The 22,266-nt window shown below is 59.4% G+C and carries 13 protein-coding genes and 1 pseudogene; 11 read left to right on the forward strand and 3 right to left on the reverse strand.

What is annotated here, in order from left to right:
* Window positions 1–6 precede the first annotated feature (6 nt).
* The 9 genes and pseudogenes from AB3175_RS02465 to recQ all read left to right on the forward strand — a co-directional run bounded on the left by AB3175_RS02465 (window position 7) and on the right by recQ (window position 15,347).
* Window positions 7–2,856: a response regulator gene (locus AB3175_RS02465; protein ID WP_367359349.1), complete on the forward strand. Its 2,850-nt coding sequence runs from the start codon at window positions 7–9 to the stop codon at window positions 2,854–2,856.
* Window positions 2,857–2,905: 49 nt separating this feature from the next.
* Window positions 2,906–5,392, forward strand: coding sequence for an EAL domain-containing protein (locus AB3175_RS02470; protein WP_367359350.1), 2,487 nt, complete (start codon window positions 2,906–2,908; stop codon window positions 5,390–5,392).
* A 309-nt stretch (window positions 5,393–5,701) separates the two neighbouring features.
* A pseudogene (locus AB3175_RS02475) lies at window positions 5,702–6,010 on the forward strand (Plug domain-containing protein); the annotation flags it as partial.
* 230 nt (window positions 6,011–6,240) lie between these two features.
* Entirely contained in the window at window positions 6,241–6,840 is a 600-nt protein-coding gene (locus tag AB3175_RS02480) for a TonB-dependent receptor (RefSeq protein ID WP_367359453.1), read from the forward strand.
* A 49-nt stretch (window positions 6,841–6,889) separates the two neighbouring features.
* On the forward strand, window positions 6,890–7,558 hold the full coding sequence (locus tag AB3175_RS02485; RefSeq protein WP_367359454.1) for a TonB-dependent receptor: 669 nt from the start codon (window positions 6,890–6,892) through the stop codon (window positions 7,556–7,558).
* Window positions 7,559–7,596: 38 nt separating this feature from the next.
* A complete protein-coding gene (locus AB3175_RS02490; RefSeq protein WP_367359351.1) occupies window positions 7,597–10,365 on the forward strand; it encodes a PAS domain-containing sensor histidine kinase in 2,769 nt (922 codons plus the stop codon).
* Window positions 10,358–12,517 (forward strand): response regulator, encoded by a 2,160-nt coding sequence (locus AB3175_RS02495; RefSeq protein WP_367359352.1) that lies wholly within the window; start codon window positions 10,358–10,360, stop codon window positions 12,515–12,517. Before AB3175_RS02490 ends, AB3175_RS02495 begins: the two co-directional genes overlap by 8 nt.
* 130 nt (window positions 12,518–12,647) lie before the next feature.
* Window positions 12,648–13,454, forward strand: coding sequence for a response regulator (locus tag AB3175_RS02500; RefSeq protein WP_367359353.1), 807 nt, complete (start codon window positions 12,648–12,650; stop codon window positions 13,452–13,454).
* Between the two features lie 30 nt (window positions 13,455–13,484).
* Window positions 13,485–15,347 (forward strand): DNA helicase RecQ, encoded by a 1,863-nt coding sequence (recQ, locus tag AB3175_RS02505; RefSeq protein WP_367359455.1) that lies wholly within the window; start codon window positions 13,485–13,487, stop codon window positions 15,345–15,347.
* Here the strand turns inward: recQ and AB3175_RS02510 are convergent.
* Window positions 15,338–15,685 carry a DMT family protein gene (locus tag AB3175_RS02510; protein WP_367359354.1) on the reverse strand — a complete coding sequence of 116 codons (348 nt, stop codon included), beginning with the start codon at window positions 15,683–15,685 and terminating at the stop codon, window positions 15,338–15,340. The genes recQ and AB3175_RS02510 overlap by 10 nt on opposite strands.
* 292 nt (window positions 15,686–15,977) lie before the next feature.
* Here AB3175_RS02510 and AB3175_RS02515 point away from each other — a divergent pair, with 292 nt between their 5' ends.
* Together AB3175_RS02515 and AB3175_RS02520 are read left to right on the forward strand one after the other, a co-directional pair.
* Window positions 15,978–17,243: an MFS transporter gene (locus AB3175_RS02515; protein WP_367359355.1), complete on the forward strand. Its 1,266-nt coding sequence runs from the start codon at window positions 15,978–15,980 to the stop codon at window positions 17,241–17,243.
* 5 nt (window positions 17,244–17,248) lie between these two features.
* Window positions 17,249–18,232, forward strand: a complete 984-nt coding sequence (locus AB3175_RS02520) for a zinc dependent phospholipase C family protein (RefSeq protein ID WP_367359356.1) — start codon at window positions 17,249–17,251, stop codon at window positions 18,230–18,232.
* 121 nt (window positions 18,233–18,353) lie between these two features.
* On the opposite strand, the gene AB3175_RS02525 is transcribed toward AB3175_RS02520, so the two are convergent.
* Together AB3175_RS02525 and AB3175_RS02530 are read right to left on the reverse strand one after the other, a co-directional pair.
* Window positions 18,354–19,415, reverse strand: coding sequence for an alcohol dehydrogenase (locus AB3175_RS02525; protein WP_367359357.1), 1,062 nt, complete (start codon window positions 19,413–19,415; stop codon window positions 18,354–18,356).
* Window positions 19,416–19,421: 6 nt separating this feature from the next.
* Complete coding sequence (locus AB3175_RS02530; RefSeq protein ID WP_367359358.1) at window positions 19,422–22,259, reverse strand: AMP-binding protein; 2,838 nt, start codon at window positions 22,257–22,259, stop codon at window positions 19,422–19,424.
* Between the last annotated feature and the right edge of the window lie 7 nt (window positions 22,260–22,266).

Below are 22,266 nucleotides of genomic sequence, written 5' to 3' on the forward strand. Positions count from 1 at the left end.
ATGACGATGACATACCGCAACAGTTCCATCCGCAAAAAACTGACGAGCATCACCATGTCGACCTGCTGCGTCTCCCTGTTCCTCGCCGTCGCACTCTTCGCAGCTCACGAGCTCTTTTCGTACCGAAGCAATCTTGTGGCGAGGATGGACACCCTGGCAAAGGTGACGGGCAACAACCTTGTCGCCCCCCTTCTCTTCAGCGATCCGGCGTCTGCCGAAGAAACGCTCAAAGCGCTCAAGGGGGAGCCGCGCATCCTCTCGGCCTGCGTCTTCGGACAGGACGGCCGCCCCTTCGCACGGTATCTGAAGGACAACGGCAGCCCCGGCACTACCGGCAACGATCCCCCTGCCTGTTCATGTTCCGCTCCCGCCATGACCCTGAAGGACACGGAGGGCGAGGTGTTCGAGAAGGATCGGCTGAACGTCTCCCGGAGCATCCTGTTCGAGAAGGACCGGCTGGGAACTCTTTGCATCGTCACAGACCTCAGCGATCTTTACGAGGCGTTTTCCTGGTACCTCGCCATTGCCGGCCTGATCATGGGCGCCACCTCATTGGCAGCCTACCCGCTCACCCGGAAATTGCAGAGGGCCATCTCGGATCCCATTCTGAGCCTTGCCCATTCCATGAAGGGGGTTTCGGAAACGAAGGATTTTTCGCTCAAGGTCGATGATCGGCGAAATGACGAGCTGGGAATCCTCATGGCCGGGTTCAACGAAATGCTCTCGGAAATTTCCCTGCGTGATCAAGAACTTCGAAAATCCAGGGATCAGCTCGAAAAACGCGTCAGGGAACGGACGGATGCACTGGTGAAGGCCAACGAGGAGCTGGCCAGGGCCGAGAGGCTCGCCCGCGAGCAGGAGCATTGGCTGAAAAGCATTCTCGGGTCGGTTCTAACGGGCATCTTCATCGTGGACGCCCACACCCACAAAATTTTGTACGCCAATCGACTCGCCTGCCAACTGACGGGCAAAACGGAGGGTGAGCTGGTTGGAAACATCTGCCACCAGACGGTCTGCCCGACCGAGATCAACCGGTGCCCGGTGACCGATCTTGGACAGACCGTCGAAAATTCGGAACGGATACTTCTTCACGTCGGCGGGGGGCACATTCCGATCATCAAGAATGTGATCCGGATGACTTTCGAGGGAAGGGATATCCTTCTTGAAAGCTTCATCGACATCGCCGACAGGAAACGGATGGAGCTCCAGCTTCTTGCAGCCAAGGAGGCTGCGGAGGCGGCCAGCGTTTCCAAATCCCGGTTTCTGGCGAACATGAGCCATGAAATCCGCACACCGATGAACGGCGTCATCGGGTTTCTCGAACTCCTGCAGAGGCAGGAGAATATGAGTGATCAGCAGAAGAAGTACATCGCCATGGCTCTTCGCTCCGGGGAAACCCTGCTGCAGCTGATCAATGACATCCTCGATCTTTCCAAGATCGAAGCGGGCAAAATGGAACTTGTCGCGGCGGACCTCAACCTCCTGGCCCTTGTTGAGGAAGTGGTCGATTCCTTCAGCGGCCAGGCGCAGAACAAGGGGATTGAACTGTCCTGCCACGTTTCGAACAGCATCCCCTCCATTCTTGGGGGCGATCCTGTACGCCTGAGGCAGGTTCTTTTCAATCTCCTGGGAAATGCCGTCAAGTTCACCGAAAAGGGGGGAATTTCACTTATTGTCGCGCCGGGGGATGAACAGGAAGAGTCCCTGATGATCCTCTTCGAGGTCCGGGATACGGGCATCGGAATGGAGCCGGAGGCCCTGGGGAAAATCTTCGACGCCTTTGCCCAGGCGGATGGATCCACGACTCGCCGCTACGGAGGAACCGGCCTGGGCCTCACCATCGCCAGCCAACTGGCCCTGTTGATGGGCGGAGCAATCGATGTGGAGAGTACGCCCGGAAAGGGATCCACATTCCGGTTTTCAGCTCGGCTCGAAAGTCGGGACGGCACACCGGAACCCCCCAGGCTTTCTTCTCCGTCGGTTCAGCAGTTCAGGACCCTTATCCTCTCCACATCGGCAACAGCCAGGACAACCCTGAGCCGGCAGCTGGAGGGCTGGGGAATAAGGAGCAGCAGCACCGAGCGCCGCACCGAGGCCCTCCGGATGCTCCGTTCCGCCGCCGGGGCGGGGAAGCCATACCGGATCATGATTCTCGATACGGCCATGCTGGAAGCGGAATGGCCGGGGCTGGCCCGGACCATTCTCGCCGATCCGGAGACGGCGGGGACAAAAATTCTCCTCCTGACGACCGGATCGGACCTCGATGCAGATTGTCCGGAGCTGGATTTTCATGCGCTCCTTAAAAAACCGGTCCGGCAATCCGAGCTTTTCAACGCCCTTGCCTCCCTTGCGGAATCGATCGCCCCCGGAGCCCGCGATGTCCGAGAGCCTTCCGGCGTACCAGGGGGTGAGGGAAAGCTGCCTTCGTTCCATGTCCTCCTTGTGGAAGACAATCCCGTCAACCAGGCCCTGGGCGTGGCCATGCTGAACTCACTGGGCTGCCGGACCGACGTGGCCGAAGACGGCCGGCAGGCCCTTGCCGCCTTTGCCGCCGGGAGCTACGACATCATCATGATGGACTGCCAGATGCCTGTGATGGACGGCTACGAGGCGACACGGGCTATTCGGCGGGAGGAGACCGCCCTCGAGGGTAGAGGGTCCGGCCATATTCCCATCATAGCGTTCACGGCCCATGCCATGGAGGGCGACCGGGAAACGTGCCTGGAGGCTGGAATGGATGATTACCTGAGCAAACCATACAAATTAAACGAGTTGCATAACGTCCTGTCCCGATGGCTTGCTTCCGGCCGACAGGGAAAAGAAGACGGCGGGGCGGAAAGAAAACCTCAGGAATGAATGCCGGCGGACAGCCGCTGCATGGGAGGAAACCTGAAAGGAGAACGGCATGATGAGAGAACATAACGGGGAGAACACTCCCCTGATCCTTGTGGTTGATGACGACACGGTCATGCGTATGCTCGCCCATACCTCCCTGGCAAGGGAAGGCTACCGGGTAAAGGAGGCGGAAAACGGCGCGGAGGCGCTGTCCCTTCTGAACGCCTTGAAGCCGGACCTGATCCTCCTGGACGTCATGATGCCTGAGCTGGACGGCTTTTCCACCTGTGAGCAGGTACGGAGATCCCCCGGACATGAGCGGACCCCGATCTGCATGATGACAGGCCTTGAAGATACAGGGTCCATTCACCGCGCCTACCAGGCGGGAGCAACGGACTTCATCACCAAGCCGATCAACTGGCTGCTCCTGGGCTATCGGGTGCGCTATCTGCTTCGGACAAGCAAGGCTTTTGATGATGTCTATCGCGCGGAATCGAAGAGCAGGGCCCTGCTGGGCGCTATCCCGGACGGCATGCTGAGGATTTCCCATGACGGAACCCTGCTCGAATCAAGAAATTCCAGTGACAGGGACCTTCCCTCCGTCGCTGAAGGGGACAACCCCAACATCTTCGAGTTTCTGCCGTCACTGCTCGCCCACCAGCTCATGGGCCAGGTGCACAAGACTCTGGAAACGGGAATCGTCCAGTTGCTGGAATGCCGTGTGGCCATCGGGGGAGCGCTTCACGACTGGGAGATTCGGACCATCCGGAGCGGGGAAAACGAGGCGTTGAACATCGTCAGGGACATCACGGAACGGAAACGGACGGAAAAGGCATTACGGGAAAGCGAGGAGCGCTATGCCCTGGCTTCACTCGCTGCAAACGACGGGCTATGGGACTGGAATCTCCTGACGAACGAGGTCCACTTTTCCAGCCGCTGGAAAGGGCTTCTCGGCTACAGCGAAGAGGAAATCGGCACAGACATCGAGGAATGGTTCAGCCGCATTCATCCCGACGATTCGCAGCAGGTGAAGATCGAGATCAACTCCCACCTGGAGGGTCTCAACACCCATTTTATCCACGAACACCGAATGCTCCACAAGGACGGAAGTTATCGCTGGATTCTGTCCCGGGGGATCGCCATACGCCATGAGACCGGCAGCCCCTACCGGATGGCCGGCTCCCACACGGACATCAGCGCAAGGAAACACGCCGAGGAGCAGCTGCAGCACGATGCCTTTTACGATGGCCTTACCGGGCTTCCCAACCGGGCGCTCTTCATGGACCGGCTCAACAATGCCCTCCGCAGGACGCGCCGCCTTCCGGATTACCTCTTTGCCGTTTTCTTCCTCGATCTGGACCGCTTCAAGATGATCAACGACAGCCTCGGCCATTCGGCGGGAGATGCTGTCCTCATCGAGACAGCCCGGCGCCTCGAGCAGTGCGCCCGTCCTGGAGACACCACAGCCCGGCTCGGCGGAGACGAATTTGTCATGCTCTTCGAGGATGTCAAGAATCTGGAAAACGCGAAACGGATCGCCGAACGGATACAGAGATCCTTTATAGGCCCTTTCTACGTGAACGAAGCAGAGATTGTCAGCACCCCCAGCATCGGCATCGCCCTGGGCTCCTCGGAATATCCCTGCGGCGAAGATCTGCTGCGCGACGCGGACATCACCATGTATCAGGCCAAGGCCCTGGGAAGGGGCCGTTACGAGGTCTTTTCACCCGACATGCGGTCGCAGGCCGTAGCCCTGATCCGGCTCGAATCCGATCTGCGCACCGCACTGGAACGGAACGAATTCAAGATTTTCTACCAGCCCATTGTCGCCCTGAAGGACAGCTCCATCGTCGGCATGGAGGCCCTGATGCGATGGCAGCATCCCCACCAGGGACTAGTGGCACCCTCCGATTTCATTCCCCTGGCAGAAGAGACAGGCCTGATCGTACCCCTGGGGGAATGGCTGCTGCGCACCGCCTGTCGGCAACTCAAGACCTGGTTTGACGGCGGGGTGCCGCCTCTGCGGCTGGCCGTCAACATCTCTCCGGTCCAGCTGAGGGATCCGGGGTTCCCGGATATGGTGATAAACGTGATCCGGGAATCAGGGGTAAATCCGGAAAATCTCGAGTTGGAGATTACCGAGACCATCCTCATGGAGCAGAGCTCTTCCATCGTAAATGTGCTGCTCAAGCTGAAGGCCCTCGGCATCCACATCTCCCTCGACGACTTCGGCACCGGGTATTCATCCCTGAGCTATCTCCAGAATCTCCCCATCGACACGCTGAAGATCGACCGCTCCTTCATCAATAAGCTGGCGTTCAACGGGGAGCAGACAAACATCATCGAAACCATCCTGATGCTCGGCAGCAACCTGGGTATGGATGTTGTCGCCGAAGGCATCGAAACGGTCGAACAGAGGGAGAAGCTGCAGAAAATGAAATGCAGCCGGGGGCAGGGCTTCCTGTTTTCACGCCCCCTGGAGGAAAGCGCAATAACTTCTCTGCTCTTGTCCCTCCCCGGGAAAACGGAGACGGTTGCCCCGGGAGGCGCATCATGAAAACACTACAGGGAAGAGGAACAGCCATCTCATGAAGATCCCGGTAAGAAAGACCCATACAGCGATGAACGGCGGCGGCCCCTTTCGCGCCTCTGCCGGGAGGCGCCCTTGTTTACGGCCTTCTCCCCTTTTATGCCTCCTGATCGTCGGCCTGTGCCTCTTATCCTCAACAATTGCCCCTACGGCGGTCCCGGAAGGCGGTAAAGGGCCTGACGACCTGCTGGAACTCAACATCGAGGAACTCATGACCATCGAAGTTGCGGACGTTTCCGGGGCGTCAAATTCGAGCAGAAGGAAACGGATGCCCCGTCATCGGTCAGCATCGTGACGGCAGAGGACATCAAAAAGTACGGCTACCGAACCCTGGCCGAAATTCTGCAAAGCGTCCGGGGGTTCTACACGAGCAATGACCGGTCTTACAGCTATGCAGGAGTCCGCGGGTTCTCACGTCCGGGCGACTACAATACGCGGCTTCTCCTCATCGTAGACGGCCACCGCATTAACGACGGCATTTACAACCAGGCGTATCTCGGCACGGAATTTCCCCTCGATGTGGATCTTATCGACCGCGTGGAGATCATCCGCGGTCCAAGCCATTCCCTGTACGGGAGCAACGCCTTTCTGGGAGTCATCAACGTCATTACCCGAAACGCAGCGGATCTAGACGGCCTGGAGCTTTCCGGAGAAGCGGGGAGCTTTCAGTCCTTCAAGGAAAGGGCGTCCTATGGCCGGGAATTTTCCAGCGGCGCCCAGGTGCTTTTATCGGGAACACACGTCAGCAGCAGGGGACAGGATCTCTATTTCAAGGAATACGACAGTCCCCTGTCGCACAAAGGCCGGGCGGACTCCTGCGATTCCCAGGAAGGCGGCAGCCTCTTCGCAACCCTCAAGCACAGGGGATTCTCCCTCCAGGGGCTTTTCGGGTCGGAACCAAGGATGTTCCCACAGCCGCCTACGGGACCGTCTTCAACGACAACCGGACCCATTTCAAGGATGAGAGGGCCTACCTGGATCTGTCCTACGAATCGGATTTCAATGAAACGACTGCTGTCACGCTCCGGGCATTCTACGATTACTATTCCTACAGGGGGGACTGGCTCTTCGACGCGGACGACAACCCCTTGACCAATACAAAACCCTATACCCTCAACAGGGACTATACAAAAAGCGAATGGTGGGGCGGCGAACTGGAATTCATCAAGAGGTTCCTTGATAACCATACGGCTGTTCTCGGCACAGCCTATACGGATTATTTCCTCCTGAAGCAGAAGAACTACGATGAGAATCCTTCCTTCTCGTATCTCGACGACAACCGCAGCTCCTACAACTGGGCGGCGTATCTTCAGGATTCGTTTTCCCTGCTGGAAAACCGGGTCCTCATCAGCGCTGGTTTGCGCTACGACTATTATTCGACCTTCGGGGGCACGACCAATTTCAGAACCTCCTGATCTATAAACCCGCCGAACAGACCGCGCTGAAGTTGAACTACGGCAGGGGATTCCGGGCTCGAATCCTTACGAGCTTTATTACAGCGACGCCAACGAGACGCAAAAGGCCAATCCCGATCTTCAGCCGGAAAAGATCGACGCCTACGAGCTTGCCCTTGAACACTACTGGAAAAACTACCGCTTTTCCCTCTCCGGCCATTACTATTCGATCCGCGATTTGGTCTCGCTTTGGACAGATCCGGCCGATGGCCTTCTCGTATTTAAAAATCTGAAAGAGGTGAAATCAAAAGGGGCGGAATTCGAAGTCGAAGGGAAGTGGTCGGGCGGCATCGAGGGAAGAATCAGCTACGCCTGGCAGAAGAGCACAGACGAGGATACAGGAGGCAAATTGCCAAATTCTCCGGAACATATTGGCAAAATCGAAGCACGTGCGGTTATCGGCCCGAGGCTCGCCGCCGGCCTGGAGCTCCAGTACACGTCTTCCTGCAAATCACCCCAGGGCCGCCGGGTTGATGATTTTTTCGTCGCCAACCTGACCCTACTCAGCCGAGAACTGTGGAAAAATCTGGAATTATCCGGTACTCTCTACAATCTTTTCGATGAGGATTACGGAGCGCCTGCCTCCGATGAACACCTACAGGATGTCATTTCGCAGGACGACAGCGAACGTTCAGGTCAAACTGACCTACAGGTTCTAGGAGGGGCCTTTGAATTCTAACAGGGGCAAAAAAATCCGGAAGGGGACGATTGATGGCGATGGCTGCTGAAAAGGGCACCCCCACCGGGGGACAGGCCGGCGACGGGCAGAACAGGACGACCTCTTCCGCTGCGCCTTCCGAAAGACAACCTCTGAAACGCCCCTTCTGGCTTGGGATCCGGGGGAAGCTGATTGCGATTTTCATCGTGATCAAGGTCATCCCCCTCATCCTTCTGTGCTGGCTGGCCTGGCACGAGGTCGATTCTCTCGGGAATCAGATCGAACGGCGGACGGCCCTCATGGTGGAGGAAACCCGGAAGCTCGTGAAGGAGGTCGGCAGAAAGGCGGGTGAAGATTCGATCCGCGCCCTGGATCTGAAATCGCGGGAGGCCATTGAGCGCCTGACGACGGATACGGCAAGGCAGGTGGCGGATTTCCTCTATCAGCGCGATCAGCAGATCCTTCTCGCATCCCACCTTCAGCCGTCGGAGGATCGGTACCGGAAGTTCCTGAAACCCCTGACACGCCCTGTTCTGGATCACGGCACGTGGAAGCTCCGGGAAGACCGATGGGCCCCTGCCGAGCAGGAGCCGCCCCAGACGGATACCGTGGCGACGGAAGTGCCGGACAACCGGACGGACTGGCATTACCGGCCCCCGGAGCGGCAGGGCCGCCCCGTCTCGACTCCCCTTTACGCGGAAATATCCTTTGTCGGCCTTGATGGAGTTGAAAAAATCAAGGTCACCACGGTTCCCTGGCTGTCTCCGAAACTCAGGGACATCACCAGGCGCGAGAACACCTTCTGCAAGGCGGAAACCTACGGCTCCTTCCTGCGTCTCCTGAAACCCGGCGAGGTCCATGTCTCCGATGTCATCGGCGCCTACGTCCCCAGCCGCATCATCGGGCCTTACACCGAAGAAGCCGCCAGAAAACGGGGAATCCCCTTCCAGCCGGAAAAGGAGGCATACGCCGGCAAGGAAAACCCCGTGGGGATCCGGTTCCAGGGCATCATCCGCTGGGCGACCCCGGTCGTCGATGCGGGCCGGGTTGTCGGTTATGTCACGCTGGCCCTGGACCATACCCATCTCAACGAATTCACCCGCACCATTGTCCCCACGGATGAGCGTTACACCGCCATCAACGACGCCGCATCCGGCAACTATGCCTTCATATGGGACTACAAGGGGCGCAGCATCTGTCATCCCAGGCACCACAGCATCTGCGGCTACGATCCGCAAACGGGAAAGGCGGCAACCCCCTGGCTGGACGCCGAAATTTACCAATCCTGGAAAGGAAGCGGCCTGGAGCTCGAACAATTCCTGAGCCAGGCCCCGCAATTCTCATCGCCTTCTCTCAAAAGGAAGCCGGCGGCGGAGCTGACCAAGGCGGGATGGGTCGGATTGGATGGACGCTTCCTCAACTTCGCCCCCCAGTGCAGGGGATGGCATGAACTGACCAGCAAGGGCGGCTCCGGATCTTTCCTGATCTTCTGGACCGGACTGTGGAAACTGACCACGGCAGCCACGATCCCGTATTACACCGGCCGGTACGCCGATTCACCGCGGGGTTTCGGATATGTAACAATCGGCGCCGACGTGAACGAATTCCATGCCGCCGCCACGGAATCTTCCGAGCAGCTGCAGAAACTCGCCGAAGGCTATGTGAACATGGTGGATCGGGAAAACAGCCTGGCCCAGCAGGAAATCGATTATTCCCTTGCGTCAACCGCCCAGTCCCTCAGTTTCTCTACCCTGGTGATGGCGGCATTCGTCATCGCCGTGGCCATCTGGATGGCCGCCGTGCTGACTCGCCGGATCACCGCCGTCATCTCCGGCATCCGCCTTTTCCAGAGCGGCCGGCTGGACCATCGGCTGGAGGCGAACTCCAATGACGAAATGGGGGATCTGGCCCGCTCCTTCAATGAAATGGCCGATGAGCTGCAGTCCTCGATCCGCCGCGTCGTCGAAAGTGAATTGCGGGAGAAGACCAAGGAGAAGGATGCCCTCATCGCTTACAATGCGGGGCTTTTTGAATCGGCGAGCTCCTACTTCCACAACATAGGGAACTCCCTGGCCGGCATCAACGGAAAGCTGCTCAACATCCGCAGGGTTCTGGAATCAGGCACTCAGTATCCTGAAGCCTTCAGGATGCTGAGAGAGGCTCATGAAGAGGCGGTGGCCGGCGGGGGGAAGGACGATCGCACTCCCGAACTGCTGGCCCGCCTGGAGGAAATTCTGCTGAACCGCGCCTTGCCGCGCATCGCGGAGAATCTGGAAGCCATTACCCGGACCCAGAATCACATGGTGCAGACCATCAAGTTCCAGCAGGACATGTTCAATACATCGCGGCAGCGCAATGTCAAATTTGTGCAGACCATCAACCTGGCGGAGATGATCGAAAACGTGATGGAGGATTTCCAGCCGACCCTGGCAAAGCATAAAATATCTGTACATCTGGAGCTGGATCGTGGCATAAGCGTAAAAAGTCAAAAGAACCCACTGGTTCACGGGTTCACCAACATCATCAAAAATGCCATCGAGGCCATAGACGCCGGTGCGGGGGAGAAACGGGAAATCCGCGTCGACCTGTTCGGCAAGCCCGGAGATCGGGAACGCGCGGTCATACGAGTGGTGGACAGCGGCGTCGGAATCCGCCCGGAGGATATGCCCTTCATGTTCCATTCCGGCTTCACCACCAAGGCTGACGGGCACGGACTGGGGTTGCATTCACTTTTGAATTTCCTGAACGAGAACAACGGATCGATCAAGATCGCCAGTCCCGGCCCGAATTCGGGCGCGGAATTGCTTCTGGAGATAGGCAATGAATAAGCGTATGTTGATTGCTGATGATGACGTTCAACTGCTCGAGTACTATCGGAACATTTTCGAACAGGATGACAGCCTGGATTTCTTCGGCAAAAAAAGGGCCGAGGCCCCCATCGCCGTCCATACCTTTCCCGATGGCGCTCAGCTGGTCGATTTTTTTCTTTCCGAGCACAGGCGGGGGGAGCGCATCCCCCTGTGCCTGCTGGATATGCGCATGACAAACGTGGACGGGCTCACGGCGGCGGAAACGATCCGTGCGGCTGATCCGGAAGTCATGATCATTATCATCACGGCCTATACGGATGTCAGCCCCTCCGAAATGAGGAAGCGTCTGCAGGACGACATCTACTACGTCAAGAAACCCTTCAACGAGGACGAGCTCTACTCGCTGGTCACCTCCCTGCTGAAAAACTGGAACATCCGGCAGGCACTTCGGGAGAGCGAGGGGAACTATCGGCGCGTCCTGGAACAGTCCAACGAAGGCATCCTCACCGTTGATTTCCAGGGAAACATCACTTTTGCCAATGCGACATTCGCCACGATGTTCGGCTACGACCTGGAATCCATACGGGGCCGGTCCCTCTTTGATTTCGTCGATGATGCCAATGCAAATCGGATCAGGGAACGCATCGCCCGCCGCATTCAAGGGATCAGCGAACGCTATGAGCTGGAGTTGATCCGGAAGGATGGGGGCACGGTCTCCACCATGCTTTCCGCATCCCCCATGTACGCCGGAAACGGCTCCTTTTCCGGATCCTTCTGTGTGATCACGGACATCTCGGAATCCAAGCGGGCTTTCGAGTTTCTCCGGAAGGCCAAGGAGGAAACGGAGTGCGCCAACCAGCGCCTCCAAAAGAGCATGGAAGAATCCCTGAAGCTGGCATTGAAGGCGGAGAGCGCCAACAAGGCCAAGAGTGAATTCCTCGCCAACATGAGCCACGAGATCCGTACGCCGCTCAATGGCATCCTGGGCTTCCTGGAACTGCTTCACAAGGACGGAAGGCTGACCCTGCAGCAGCAGAAATACATCGCCACAGCACTCGCCTCCGGGGACACACTTCTTCATTTGATCAATGACATCCTGGATTTGTCAAAGATCGAAGCCGGGAAAATGGAAATTTCCGTCACGGAATTCGATCTCCCGGATCTTGTAAATAAGGTGACTGAGTTTTTTACAACCCAGGCGCACAGAAAGGGAATTCAACTGACCTGCCATTTCGCCGAAGGAACGCCTGCGATCCTTCGGGGGGACCCGGTGCGGCTGCGCCAGGTGCTCGTCAACCTGCTTGGGAATGCCGTAAAGTTTACGGAGAAAGGGGAAATTTCGGTCCGCGTCTCCCAGGATGAAGAAGCGGAGCAGACCTCCCTTCTCCGGTTCGAGGTGCAGGACACAGGCATTGGCATTGCGCAGGACGCTCTCCCGTCCATTTTCAAAGCCTTTGCCCAGGCGGATGGCTCCACGACGCGGCGGTACGGAGGGACCGGCCTGGGCCTTGCCATTGCCGGTCAACTCGTTCAGATGATGGGGGGCGGGATCGATGTCGAAAGCGCACCAGGAAAGGGCTCCATCTTCCGGTTCACAGTCCGGCTGCAGAAAAGGCGCAGCCCCTCCATCACCGCGGAACCGCGCGTCCGGTCCTCCCTGGAACCCGGGAACGGCGCCTTCAGGGGCGAAGAGCAGGAGCAGAAGCCTTTTGCCGCACTCCGCATCCTCCTGGTGGAGGACAATCCCGTCAACCAGGCCTTGACCACGGCGATGCTCGCCTATTTCGGCTGCCGCGCCGACATGGCGGATAATGGCCTGGAGGCCCTCGAAAAACTGGACCAGAAAAGGTATGACCTGATCCTCATGGACTGCCAGATGCCCGAAATGGATGGGTACGAAGCCACGGCGGTGATCCGGGAAAAGGAGGCCGAATCCCGCCGGCAAGGCGAGGAGCGCCACGTGCCGATTGTGGCCCTCACGGCCCATGCCCTGGATGGTGACCGGGATGTCTGCCTGATGGCCGGTATGGACGACTATCTCAGCAAGCCTTTTAAAATCGAGGAGCTCCGCTCCATTCTCTCGCGATGGCTGATCCGCCTGGAGGTCCATGCGGAAGAGGAGGAAGCGGGACGTGTCGAGACGCCGTCCTGCAGATCGGCAAACACGTGAACGCCCCTTCCCGTCGCAAAAGCACCGCCCTGAGCGAAACCGCTTCTGCGAATTCCCACAGAAAATTTTAATTTACAGCATCGGCTCCTCACGGTATAAATTTCACACCAATGATGAAAGGATAGCCTCCATGGACAAACGGAACGAAGAAACAAGGCCGGTTATTCTGCTTGTGGACAACGATCCCCTGAACCGGGAAATCGTCAAGGATATGCTGGAGCATTGCGGCTGCCGGGTGCACGTCGCCGGGAACGGCCATGAGGCCGTGGACGCCTGTTCCCGCGAATCCTTTGATATGATGTTCCTGGAATGCCTGACTCCGGAAATGGACGGCTTTGCAACGGCGGAAAGCATCAGAAGCATGGAGGCGAAAAACCCGGGGGGAACGGCCGGGAAAAAGATTCCCATGGTGGCCCTTTGCGCCTCTTCCGCGGCGGGCGGTAGCGAGGCGATTCTCAGGTCGGGAATGGACGATTGTCTTGCCAAGCCATGCAGGATCGCCGATATCCAGGCGATGCTGGACAAGTGGCTCGCCGCGCGGCGGGAGGAAGGCGGCGCTTCCGATGCGCAGGGACGGGAGAGTTCCCCGGCCATTGACCACGAGGCCCTAGAGATGCTGGCGTCCCTTCAGCCGCAGGGAGCCAAAGAGCTGCTGACAAAGCTGATCACCGTGTATCTGGACAGCTCCTCAAAGCAGATGAAGGGCATTCTGGATGCCGTCAACAGCCATGACATTACCGCCCTCCTGACAGCAGCCCATACCCTGAAGTCGTCGAGCGCGAGCCTGGGAGCCGTGAATTTTGCGGAACAGTGCAGAGAGCTGGAGATGATGGCACGAAGCGGCGTGATCGACGGCGCCGGAAACCGGGTAGCCCCTCTGGAACACGAGTACGACCGGGTAAGGGATTCCCTGGCTCATTACCTGGCATCCCTGTAAGAGAATTTGAGATAAGGACGCGACAGAAAAATTTTTCCCCATAGAACCCCACTTGAAAGTCTGAAAAAAATCTTCGGGTACGACGCCTTCCGGCTTTCCCAGCAGGAAATCATCGAAGGGCTGATCAGCGGCGAGGACGCCTTTGTCCTGATGCCCACGGGCGGAGGCAAATCCCTGTGCTACCAGATCCCGGCCCTGCACCGTCCGGGGGTGGGGATTGTCGTTTCGCCCCTGATTTCCCTGATGAAGGATCAGGTTGACAGCCTCAAGGCCCACGGCGTAAAAGCGGCCTTTTACAATTCCTCCCTCAACAGCTCGGAAGCGCGAAACGTGCTGGCCCGCCTTCATGGCGGCGAACTGGACCTGCTGTATATCGCCCCGGAGCGCCTGATGAGCGGTGAGTTTCTCGAACGGCTCACCGGCATCCCCATCGCCCTGTTCGCCATTGACGAGGCGCACTGCATTTCCCAGTGGGGCCATGACTTCCGCCCCGAATACCGGCAATTGGGACGGCTGCGCGGCGTCTTCCCCGGCATCCCCCTGATCGCCCTGACGGCCACGGCTGAAGCGCACACCCGCACAGACATCCTGGACCGCCTGGGCCTCCGGAGTGCCCGGTGCTATGTCTCGGGATTCGACCGGCCCAATATCCGCTATACGGTCCTGGAAAAGCAAAAGCCTTTCGCTCAGTTGACCACCTTTCTCCAGCCCCGCTACAGAGAGTCCGGCATCGTGTACTGCCTGAGCCGTCAGCGGGTGGAAAAGGTGGCCGGGCAGCTCCGCGAAGCCGGTTTCCGTGCGGCCCCCTACCACGCCGGACTCTCGGTAGGGGAACGGAAGAAAGTGCAGGAGGATTTTCTCCGGGACGACATCCGGATCATCGTCGCCACGGTAGCCTTCGGCATGGGAATTGACAAATCCAATATCCGCTATGTGGTTCACTACGACATCCCGAAAAACATCGAGAGCTACTATCAGGAAACGGGGCGCGCCGGACGCGACGGCCTGGCAGCGGAAGCCCTGCTTCTTTTCGGATATGGCGACATCGCCGTGGCCCGGAGCCTGATCGAGAATACGAAAAATCCTGAGCGGAAGAGGATCGAGCTGCACAAGCTCAATTCCATGGTGAGCTATGCCGAGGCCCTGAGCTGCCGCCGACGCATCCTGCTGGGTTATTTCGGCGATCACCTCGCGGAGGATTGCGGCAATTGCGACATCTGCCTCCATCCGCCACAACTGGTCGATGTGACGGAGGACGCCCGAAAAGCCCTGTCCTGCGTTTACCGGGTGGGGCAGCGGTTCGGCATGGGGCACGTCATCGACGTACTGCGCGGCTCCCAGAAGGAGCGACTTCTGGAGCTGGGCCACCACCGGCTGTCAACTTACGGGATCGGCCGGGACAAGAGCCAGCAGCACTGGGGAAGCCTCCTTCACCACCTGGTTCACAACGGCTTTCTGGAACAGGACGTGGGCAATTATTCGATCCTCAGGCTCACGGATTCCGCCCGCCCCATCCTGCGCGGCGAACAGCCTCTGACCATGGCCGCACCGAGAGTCAGAGCGGACGCCGTTTCCGCGAAAGAAAAGAGCAAGGCCGGCCGCGGGAAGGGACCGGAAGCGCTTGACGCCTACGGGGCGCTTTTCGAAACCCTGCGCGCCCTGCGCAAAAGGCTGGCCGACGAGGCCGGCGTCCCTCCCTACGTCATTTTCAGCGATACCTCCCTGGCTCAAATGGCCGCATTCCGGCCCACGGATACGGAGGCGTTCCAGAACATCCACGGTGTCGGAGCCCACAAGCTGGAGCGCTATGGCCCGGATTTCCTGGAAGAAATCCGCCGGTTCATCAGCACCCGCATTGAGGTCGCGGCGAAGGGGGATCCGGTTCAGGCGTGAGGCATCCCGCCCCGGAACATGAAATAGACGGCCCCGACAAGACAGAAGGCGGCCCAGAGATAGTCCCATTTCAAGGGCTGTTTCATGATGAAAAAGGCGAAGCCGGCAAAAACCGTCATGGTAATGACTTCCTGGATGACCTTCAACTGACCGAGATCGTAATGGCGAAAGCCGATCCGGTTGGCGGGAACCTGCAGAATATACTCGAAAAAGGCGATGCCCCAGCTCAGGACGATCACCAGAAGCAGCGGCTTGCCGTTCATGTACTTGAGATGACCATACCAGGCGAACGTCATGAACAGGTTGGAAAGAAACAGCAGCGAAATGGTTTCCAGCATAAGGAAATGTCAACCTCCTCTATTCTTCACGAACAATATAAATCGCTGAACGCCTGAAACAGATGGAAGCCCTCTGTCTGTCCCGGTGTTTTCCCATAAATTGCGACGGCCTATAACACAATTTATGGGAAAAAACATTCCTCAAGAGCCTCCCGGACATTTTTTTCCTGCACGGTTTATGGCGTTGCCGTGCAATCCCCATTCCCTTCACAAAAGAGTTCCGCTCACCTGCAAAACGTGATAGACGTTGAAGGATGTTGACTGAGATGAGACTCCAAGGAAGCCGAATGAGATGACCCGGGAAGAAAAAAGTTGGATACTCTACGATGTGGCCAATTCGGCCTTCATTCTGACGATTTCCACGGCCATTATGCCCATTTTTTTTAAAAATGTGGCAGCCCGGGGAGTGGAAAATGCCGTCTCCACGGCAAACTGGGGGATGGCCAACGCCTTTGCCTCCCTGCTGGTGGCGCTGCTCGCCCCTCTGCTGGGGACGCTGGCCGATTACCAGGGCTGGAAGAAGCGATTTTTCCTTGGATTCCTCTTCCTAGGCGTGATCTTCACGCTGCTGCTCACCCTGCCCGGCGAAGGCGATCAGGTGCTGTGCCTCCTGCTTTATGTGACGGCCTATATCGGCTTTGCGGGGGCCAACATCTTCTATGACGCCTTCCTCGTCGACGTCACTCCCGACTCGAAAATGGACTGGATTTCCTCCAACGGCTTCGCCTGGGGATACCTCGGCAGCACCGTCCCCTTTGTCCTGGCCATGATCCTGATTCAGAAGCCCTCCCTCGCCGGGCTCGATTCCCCGCTGCAGGCCACCCGCATCTCCTTTGTCCTCACGGCCCTCTGGTGGCTGATCTTCTCCCTGCCCATGATCCGGAATGTCCATCAGCACCATTTTATTCCACCTTCGGCGCAGCCTCTGCGCGGCAGTTTCCGCCGCCTCATGGCCACCTTCCAGGAAATCCGACAGTACAGGCTGGCGTTTCTCTTTCTGCTTGCCTATTTTTTCTACATCGACGGCGTGGACACCATCATCCGCATGGCGACCGCCTATGGCGTGGACATCGGAATGACGACGTCCCAGCTGCTGACCCTCATCCTGGTTATCCAGATTCTCGCCTTTCCCTTCGCCCTGCTCTACGGGAAGCTGGCCGTGCTTCTGGGAACAAAGCCCATGCTCTATGTGGGACTGGGGGTGTATCTGATCATCGTGCTCATCGCCTTCTACCTTCCCGAACTGCCCACGGCGTCAAAAAAAATCTTTTTCTATTGGATGCTGGCCGTTCTCATCGCCAGCTCCCAGGGCGGCCTTCAGGCTCTCAGCCGCTCCTATTTCGGCCGCCTCATCCCCAAGGAAAAGTCTGCTGAATTTTTCGGATTTTATAACATTTTCGGAAAATTCGCGGCGATTCTCGGACCCCTGCTGATGGCGCTGGCCAGTCGGATGACCGGCCAATCCCGGTACGGGATACTGAGCCTCGCTGTTCTTTTTGTTCTTGGCGGCCTGATCCTGTTGAAGATTCCCATGTCTGCCGCCGCGTCGGAGGAGTAAGAGTCATGCCCAAGGAAGCAGCACATTGGATACTGGCGGAGCAGACCTGGCAGGCTATGCCTGACGGGCTTTTGAAAACGGAGATTCAGGAAAACAAAGCTCTCTATTATCTGGGCTCTGTTATCTTCGATACACCCTATTATGCCTTGACCGGGCAGAACCGGTCCAACCTGATCGCGGCGGCGAACAGGCTTCACGGCTACAGGGTTTCCAGCCCCTTTAACCCCTTCGGGCCGCTGGCAAAAAGTTCCGAAACATTGCCGGAGGGATATCGGCCTTTTCTGGCGGGCGCCATGACCCATGTGGCCGTGGATTCGGTCTTTCACCCCCTCATCTTCCACTTCAGCGGCAACGACAAGGATGTTCCCTCGATCCAGGCCTCCCGCGCCGCGACCCGCCATCGCCGCCTTGAATCGGCCCTGGATCTCCACCTGTTAAGCCGCAACGGCAACGCTTCATTTCGAAACCTGCGCCTCATCGACCTGTACCGAAACCGCGAAAACGAGGAAAGCGCCTTTCTGAAGCTGCTGAACCTGCTGTATTTCGGAAAGATCCTGGCCGCCAACTCCTCTCTGAAACTGACATTCTGGCAGCATGCCCTGATTCACCACATCATCCAGCAGAGGCGCGTCCACCAGTTCCTCGGCCTCTTCGATATCCTGGCTCCCCGCCAGGCCCGCCGGATCGAGCCGGTCGAAGCCCTCTTCTACGCTACCTGCCAGGAATCCGATCCCCGGTTCTTCCAGTCCACTCTCACCTACCGCCATCCGGTGACGGGAGAGGAGCAGGCCGACTCCGTCAGCTCACTCCAGGAGCGGGCTATTGCCTTCGCCCTGGAATGCCTGGAGCGGTTTGACGACACCAGAACCCAGGCCGAGTTGAAAAAGAGCCTGGCAGGAATGGTGTCCCCTTCGCTGTACTCCGGGTTGCCCCCCGACCCGGACCGGGCAATGTCCTTTTTCGACATCCTCCATACCCTGGATCTCTGATTCCCCTCCGCGCCCACGAACAATAGCCGGGCGGCAAAAGGCCGGAAGGGCGCAGCCCGATGCCGGGGAAACGGCGCTGAGAGCGACATGCGCCCCGGAAGAGAGCGGCAGAGCGGGATTTTTACGGTTCCCAGGGTGTGATCAGCACTTTCAGGCAGCCCGCCGTCCGGTTGGCGAACAGTTCGTAACCCTTCAGAATTTCATTCAAGGGAACGGAATGGGTGCACAGGAAGCGGGTATCGATTTTCCCCTCTTCGATGAGTTCGATCAGCCTGGGCAGACGATCGACCGGCGCGACGCCCCAGCTCAAGGTGATATTGGTGCCCCAGGCCTCATCCAGGGGAAGGAGGAGCGGCTTTTCATAAATGCCGACGGTTGATATTCCGCCTCCGCAACGAAGGGCGGAAAAGGCGATGTCAAAGGTCATCTGCCGTCCCGCACACTCGATGGTCCTGTCCGCACCGAACCCGTCGGTAAGCTCCCGGATGGCTTCAACAACATTTGCTTCCGCTGGATTGAGAGCCAGATCCGCCACACCGGCTTTCATGGCCGCATCCAGCCGGGACGGCGACGTGTCTACGGCGATGATCCTTGACGGTCCCCACAACCGGGCGGATGCCATGGCGCAGAGTCCGACGGGACCGGCCCCCACCACGGCCACCGTTTCAGCGGGCTCGATGCGGGCCAGCTCCGCCGCGAAGTAACCTGCGGACAGAACATCGCCGCAGAAGAGGACATCCCCGGGGGACAGGGATTCCGGAAATTTGAAGCAGTAGGCGTCGGCGTCCGGCAAGCGGGCGTATTCCGCCTGGCAGCCTCCCGGTCCGCGCATTCCGAAGGTCCCGCAACCGGCCTTCAGGCAGCGGGCGTAAAGGCCCTGCCGGCAGTACCGGCATTCGCCGCAGCAGGCGAAGCAGGAGACCACGACCCGGTCTCCGACTTTCAGCTTTTTTACCGCGGGACCCGTTTCCACGATTTCAGCGCAGAACTCGTGGCCCACAATGAGCGGATAGCGGACCCCGGGGATCCCCCCCCGTACAAGGGCCAGGTCGCTCCCGGAAATCGTCGTCAGAAGGACCCTGCCGATCGCATCCCCGGGTTCGAGAATTTCAGGAACCGGAACATCCTCCAGGCCATAGGAATCCGGCCCCCGGCACACCATCGCTTTCATGGACCCTGCCATTGCTGTTCACCTCCCATTTTCCGAAATTTCGAACGGCTGGAGATCCGACTCGCCGCAGTGCCGCAGGATATGGGCGCGAGCGGCATCGCGCAGCGCAACGGCGGCCGCGAAGGCATCCCGGGCATCCGCCGCCGGCACCAGGGGATCGCCGACAGAAACGCGGATCGCGCCGCGCCGCGGTCGCCACTGGCCGTCGCGCAGCACAAACCGGGTGCCGGATATCGCCACCGGAACGACCGGCGTCCCTGTATTGGCCGCCACAAGGAAGGCCCCCATCCGGAAGGGCTGCAAGCCGGCCACCCGGGTAAATGTGCCCTCGGGGAAGAAGACCAGCCCATGGCCTGCCCGGAGCACTTCCTCCAGGCGGCCGGCGTCCTGGACGCTCTCCGTGGCTGTAAAGCGCTCAACGAAATGGGCGCCCAGGTGCTGGAGATAAAGGCGGGCCAGGAACCCTTCGCCCAGTTCCCGCTTGGCGACAAAGACAAAGTGCTCCGGAAGCGCCGCCAGCAGGACGATCCCGTCGATGTAACTGGCGTGGTTGGCCACCAGAACGCAGGGCGACCCTTTTGGCAGATGCTCCAGCCCGCTCACCGAAAAGGGCGTACCGGTGAGCCGGATCAGCAGCAGCGCCCCTGCCCGGCCGACGGACCAGGCCGTTGACGGGCGCTCCGTCATGGCCGTGGCCAGCCAGACAGCCGGCATGACCATATAGAACACCGACCAGGCCCAGGCGGAAAATAAAACCTCCCCTGCCCTGGCAGTCCAGCGCTGCAGCTGGGGAACCAAGGCGCCTGCCGCAAGGCGGGCCATCTGCCGCCGTCCGGTCCGCTTGCGCCCATCCGCCAATCCCGCCTCGAAAAGGTCGCGATTGGCGGCACGCCGCAGTTTGCCGCTGGAGGTCTTGAGAACGGTCCCGGGAGGGACGATCACAAGTTCGTCAGCCGGTTCGCCGAGCGCTTCAAAGATGGCAGCATGGATCTCCCCGCGCAGACGCTCCAGTTCAGCCGGATCGCTCCGGCGGGTTTCGGCGATCACAACGAGCCGCTCCGTACCCGAAGCCGGGTCGGGACTGCCGAACGCCACGACGCAGCCCTTTCTCACCCCGGGTATCTCGCCGACGATCTCCTCCAGTTCCTGAGGATAGATGTTGCGCCCGCCCCGGATGATGATGTCCTTGGCGCGGCCCGTGAGGAAAACCTCTCCACCGGCGATGTAACCGCGATCGCCGCTGTCCAGCCAGCCGCCGTGAAAGAGCTGGGACGTGGCCTGTGGATTGTTGAAATAGCCGCGCGTCGACGACGGCCCCCGGAACTCTATCCGCCCCTCCTGGCGCTCGGCCAGCTCGTGACCGGACGCATCGAGAATGCGCAGTTCGTGGCCGGGAAGCGGCCGGCCGCAGGAGACAAAGCACAGCGGCGAGGCCTCCTCCGACAAAGCGCGTACCGCCCGTCCGGTGCGCGAAAAGGTTTCCCGCTGGACGCAGTCGATGACCGGACCGCGGCCCGGCGGCGGGAACGCCAGCCCGACGGAATTCTCGGCCAGCCCATAGACCGGCGTGAGGGCTTCGGTTCGAAAGCCGAACGGAGCGAAACGCCGCCGAAAGCGCGTCAGCGTTTCCGGCAGGACGGCCTCCGCCCCGTTGAAAGCCAGCCGCCACGAGCTGAGATCCAGTCCGGAGAGCTCCTCTTCGCCGATCTTCTTGACACAGAGCTCATAGGCAAAATTAGGGGCCGCCGAAAGGGTGCCGCGGTACTCATGGATTGCCCGCAGCCAGCGCACCGGCCGCACGAGAAAGGCCAGGGGGGACATGACAACCAGCGGGATGCCGAAATAGAGCGTCCCCAGCCAGGCGCCGATCAGCCCCATGTCATGATACAGCGGCAGCCAGCTGACGAACACGTCATCGGGCCCCACGCCCACCGCCTGCCCCATGGCGCGGACATTGGCAAGCAGATTGGCGTGGGTCAGCGCCACCCCCTTGGGATCGCCCGTGCTGCCGGAAGTGTACTGAATAAAAGCCACGTCCCGGGCCGTTACCGGCACCCGGATAAAGGAGGCGCCTGACGACCGCAATTCCTGCACACTGACCACGGAATGCAGGGAAAGGACATGAGCCTGCAGCAGCCGGGACACCGCTCGAGCTTCGGGGACCGTAACAAGCAGAACGGTCCCGGCATTGGAAAGGATCCCTACATGGCGGCGTACATGCTCTTCCACCTGGGTCAGGCGGGCGGGGGGATAAATGGGCACGGGAATGCCGCCGGCAAGGAGAATCCCCAGGTAGACGTAAAAGTACTCCGGGCAGGTCGGCAGCATGATGGCCACGGACTGCCCCGGTTCAAGCCCCCGGTTCTGCAGACCGGCGGCGATCTCCTCCGAGGCCTGCGCCAGGCTGCGTCCGGAGATCGGCTGATCTCCGCTTTCAGTGCGCGCAATGATCTGGACGCGTTCGGGCTGCCGGCGCACATGCCAGTCAAGCACCTCAAGCAACGTGTCGGCGCCGGCCGCTTCACCCTGCGCAGATTCCAGCGTCGCCAGGGAAGCGGCCAATTCCTGCTGTGCCGGTCCCCTGGCCGCCCGCCTCAAGGCCTCGAGCAGGTCACGCGGCGTCTCGGCGCGGTTGAGGATTTCCTCCGGCAGATCCACGCCGAAGGAGCGCTGGATTCGAGACAGCAATTCCACCCGCGCCAGACTGTCGAAGCCGAGATCGCGGTCCAGCAGACTGTCCAGAGAAACGCGATCCTCCTGCCCGGTTTTTCCCCGCAGTTCGCTGAACAGCCCACGGACAATGCCGAGAAGCCTGTATGCCGGGTCGGTTTCCGTTTTTGCAGGTTGCCGTTCCATATCACAA

It is taken from the genome of Syntrophus sp. (in: bacteria) (assembly GCF_040768185.1).
GTDB classification, from domain to species: domain Bacteria; phylum Desulfobacterota; class Syntrophia; order Syntrophales; family Syntrophaceae; genus Syntrophus; species Syntrophus buswellii.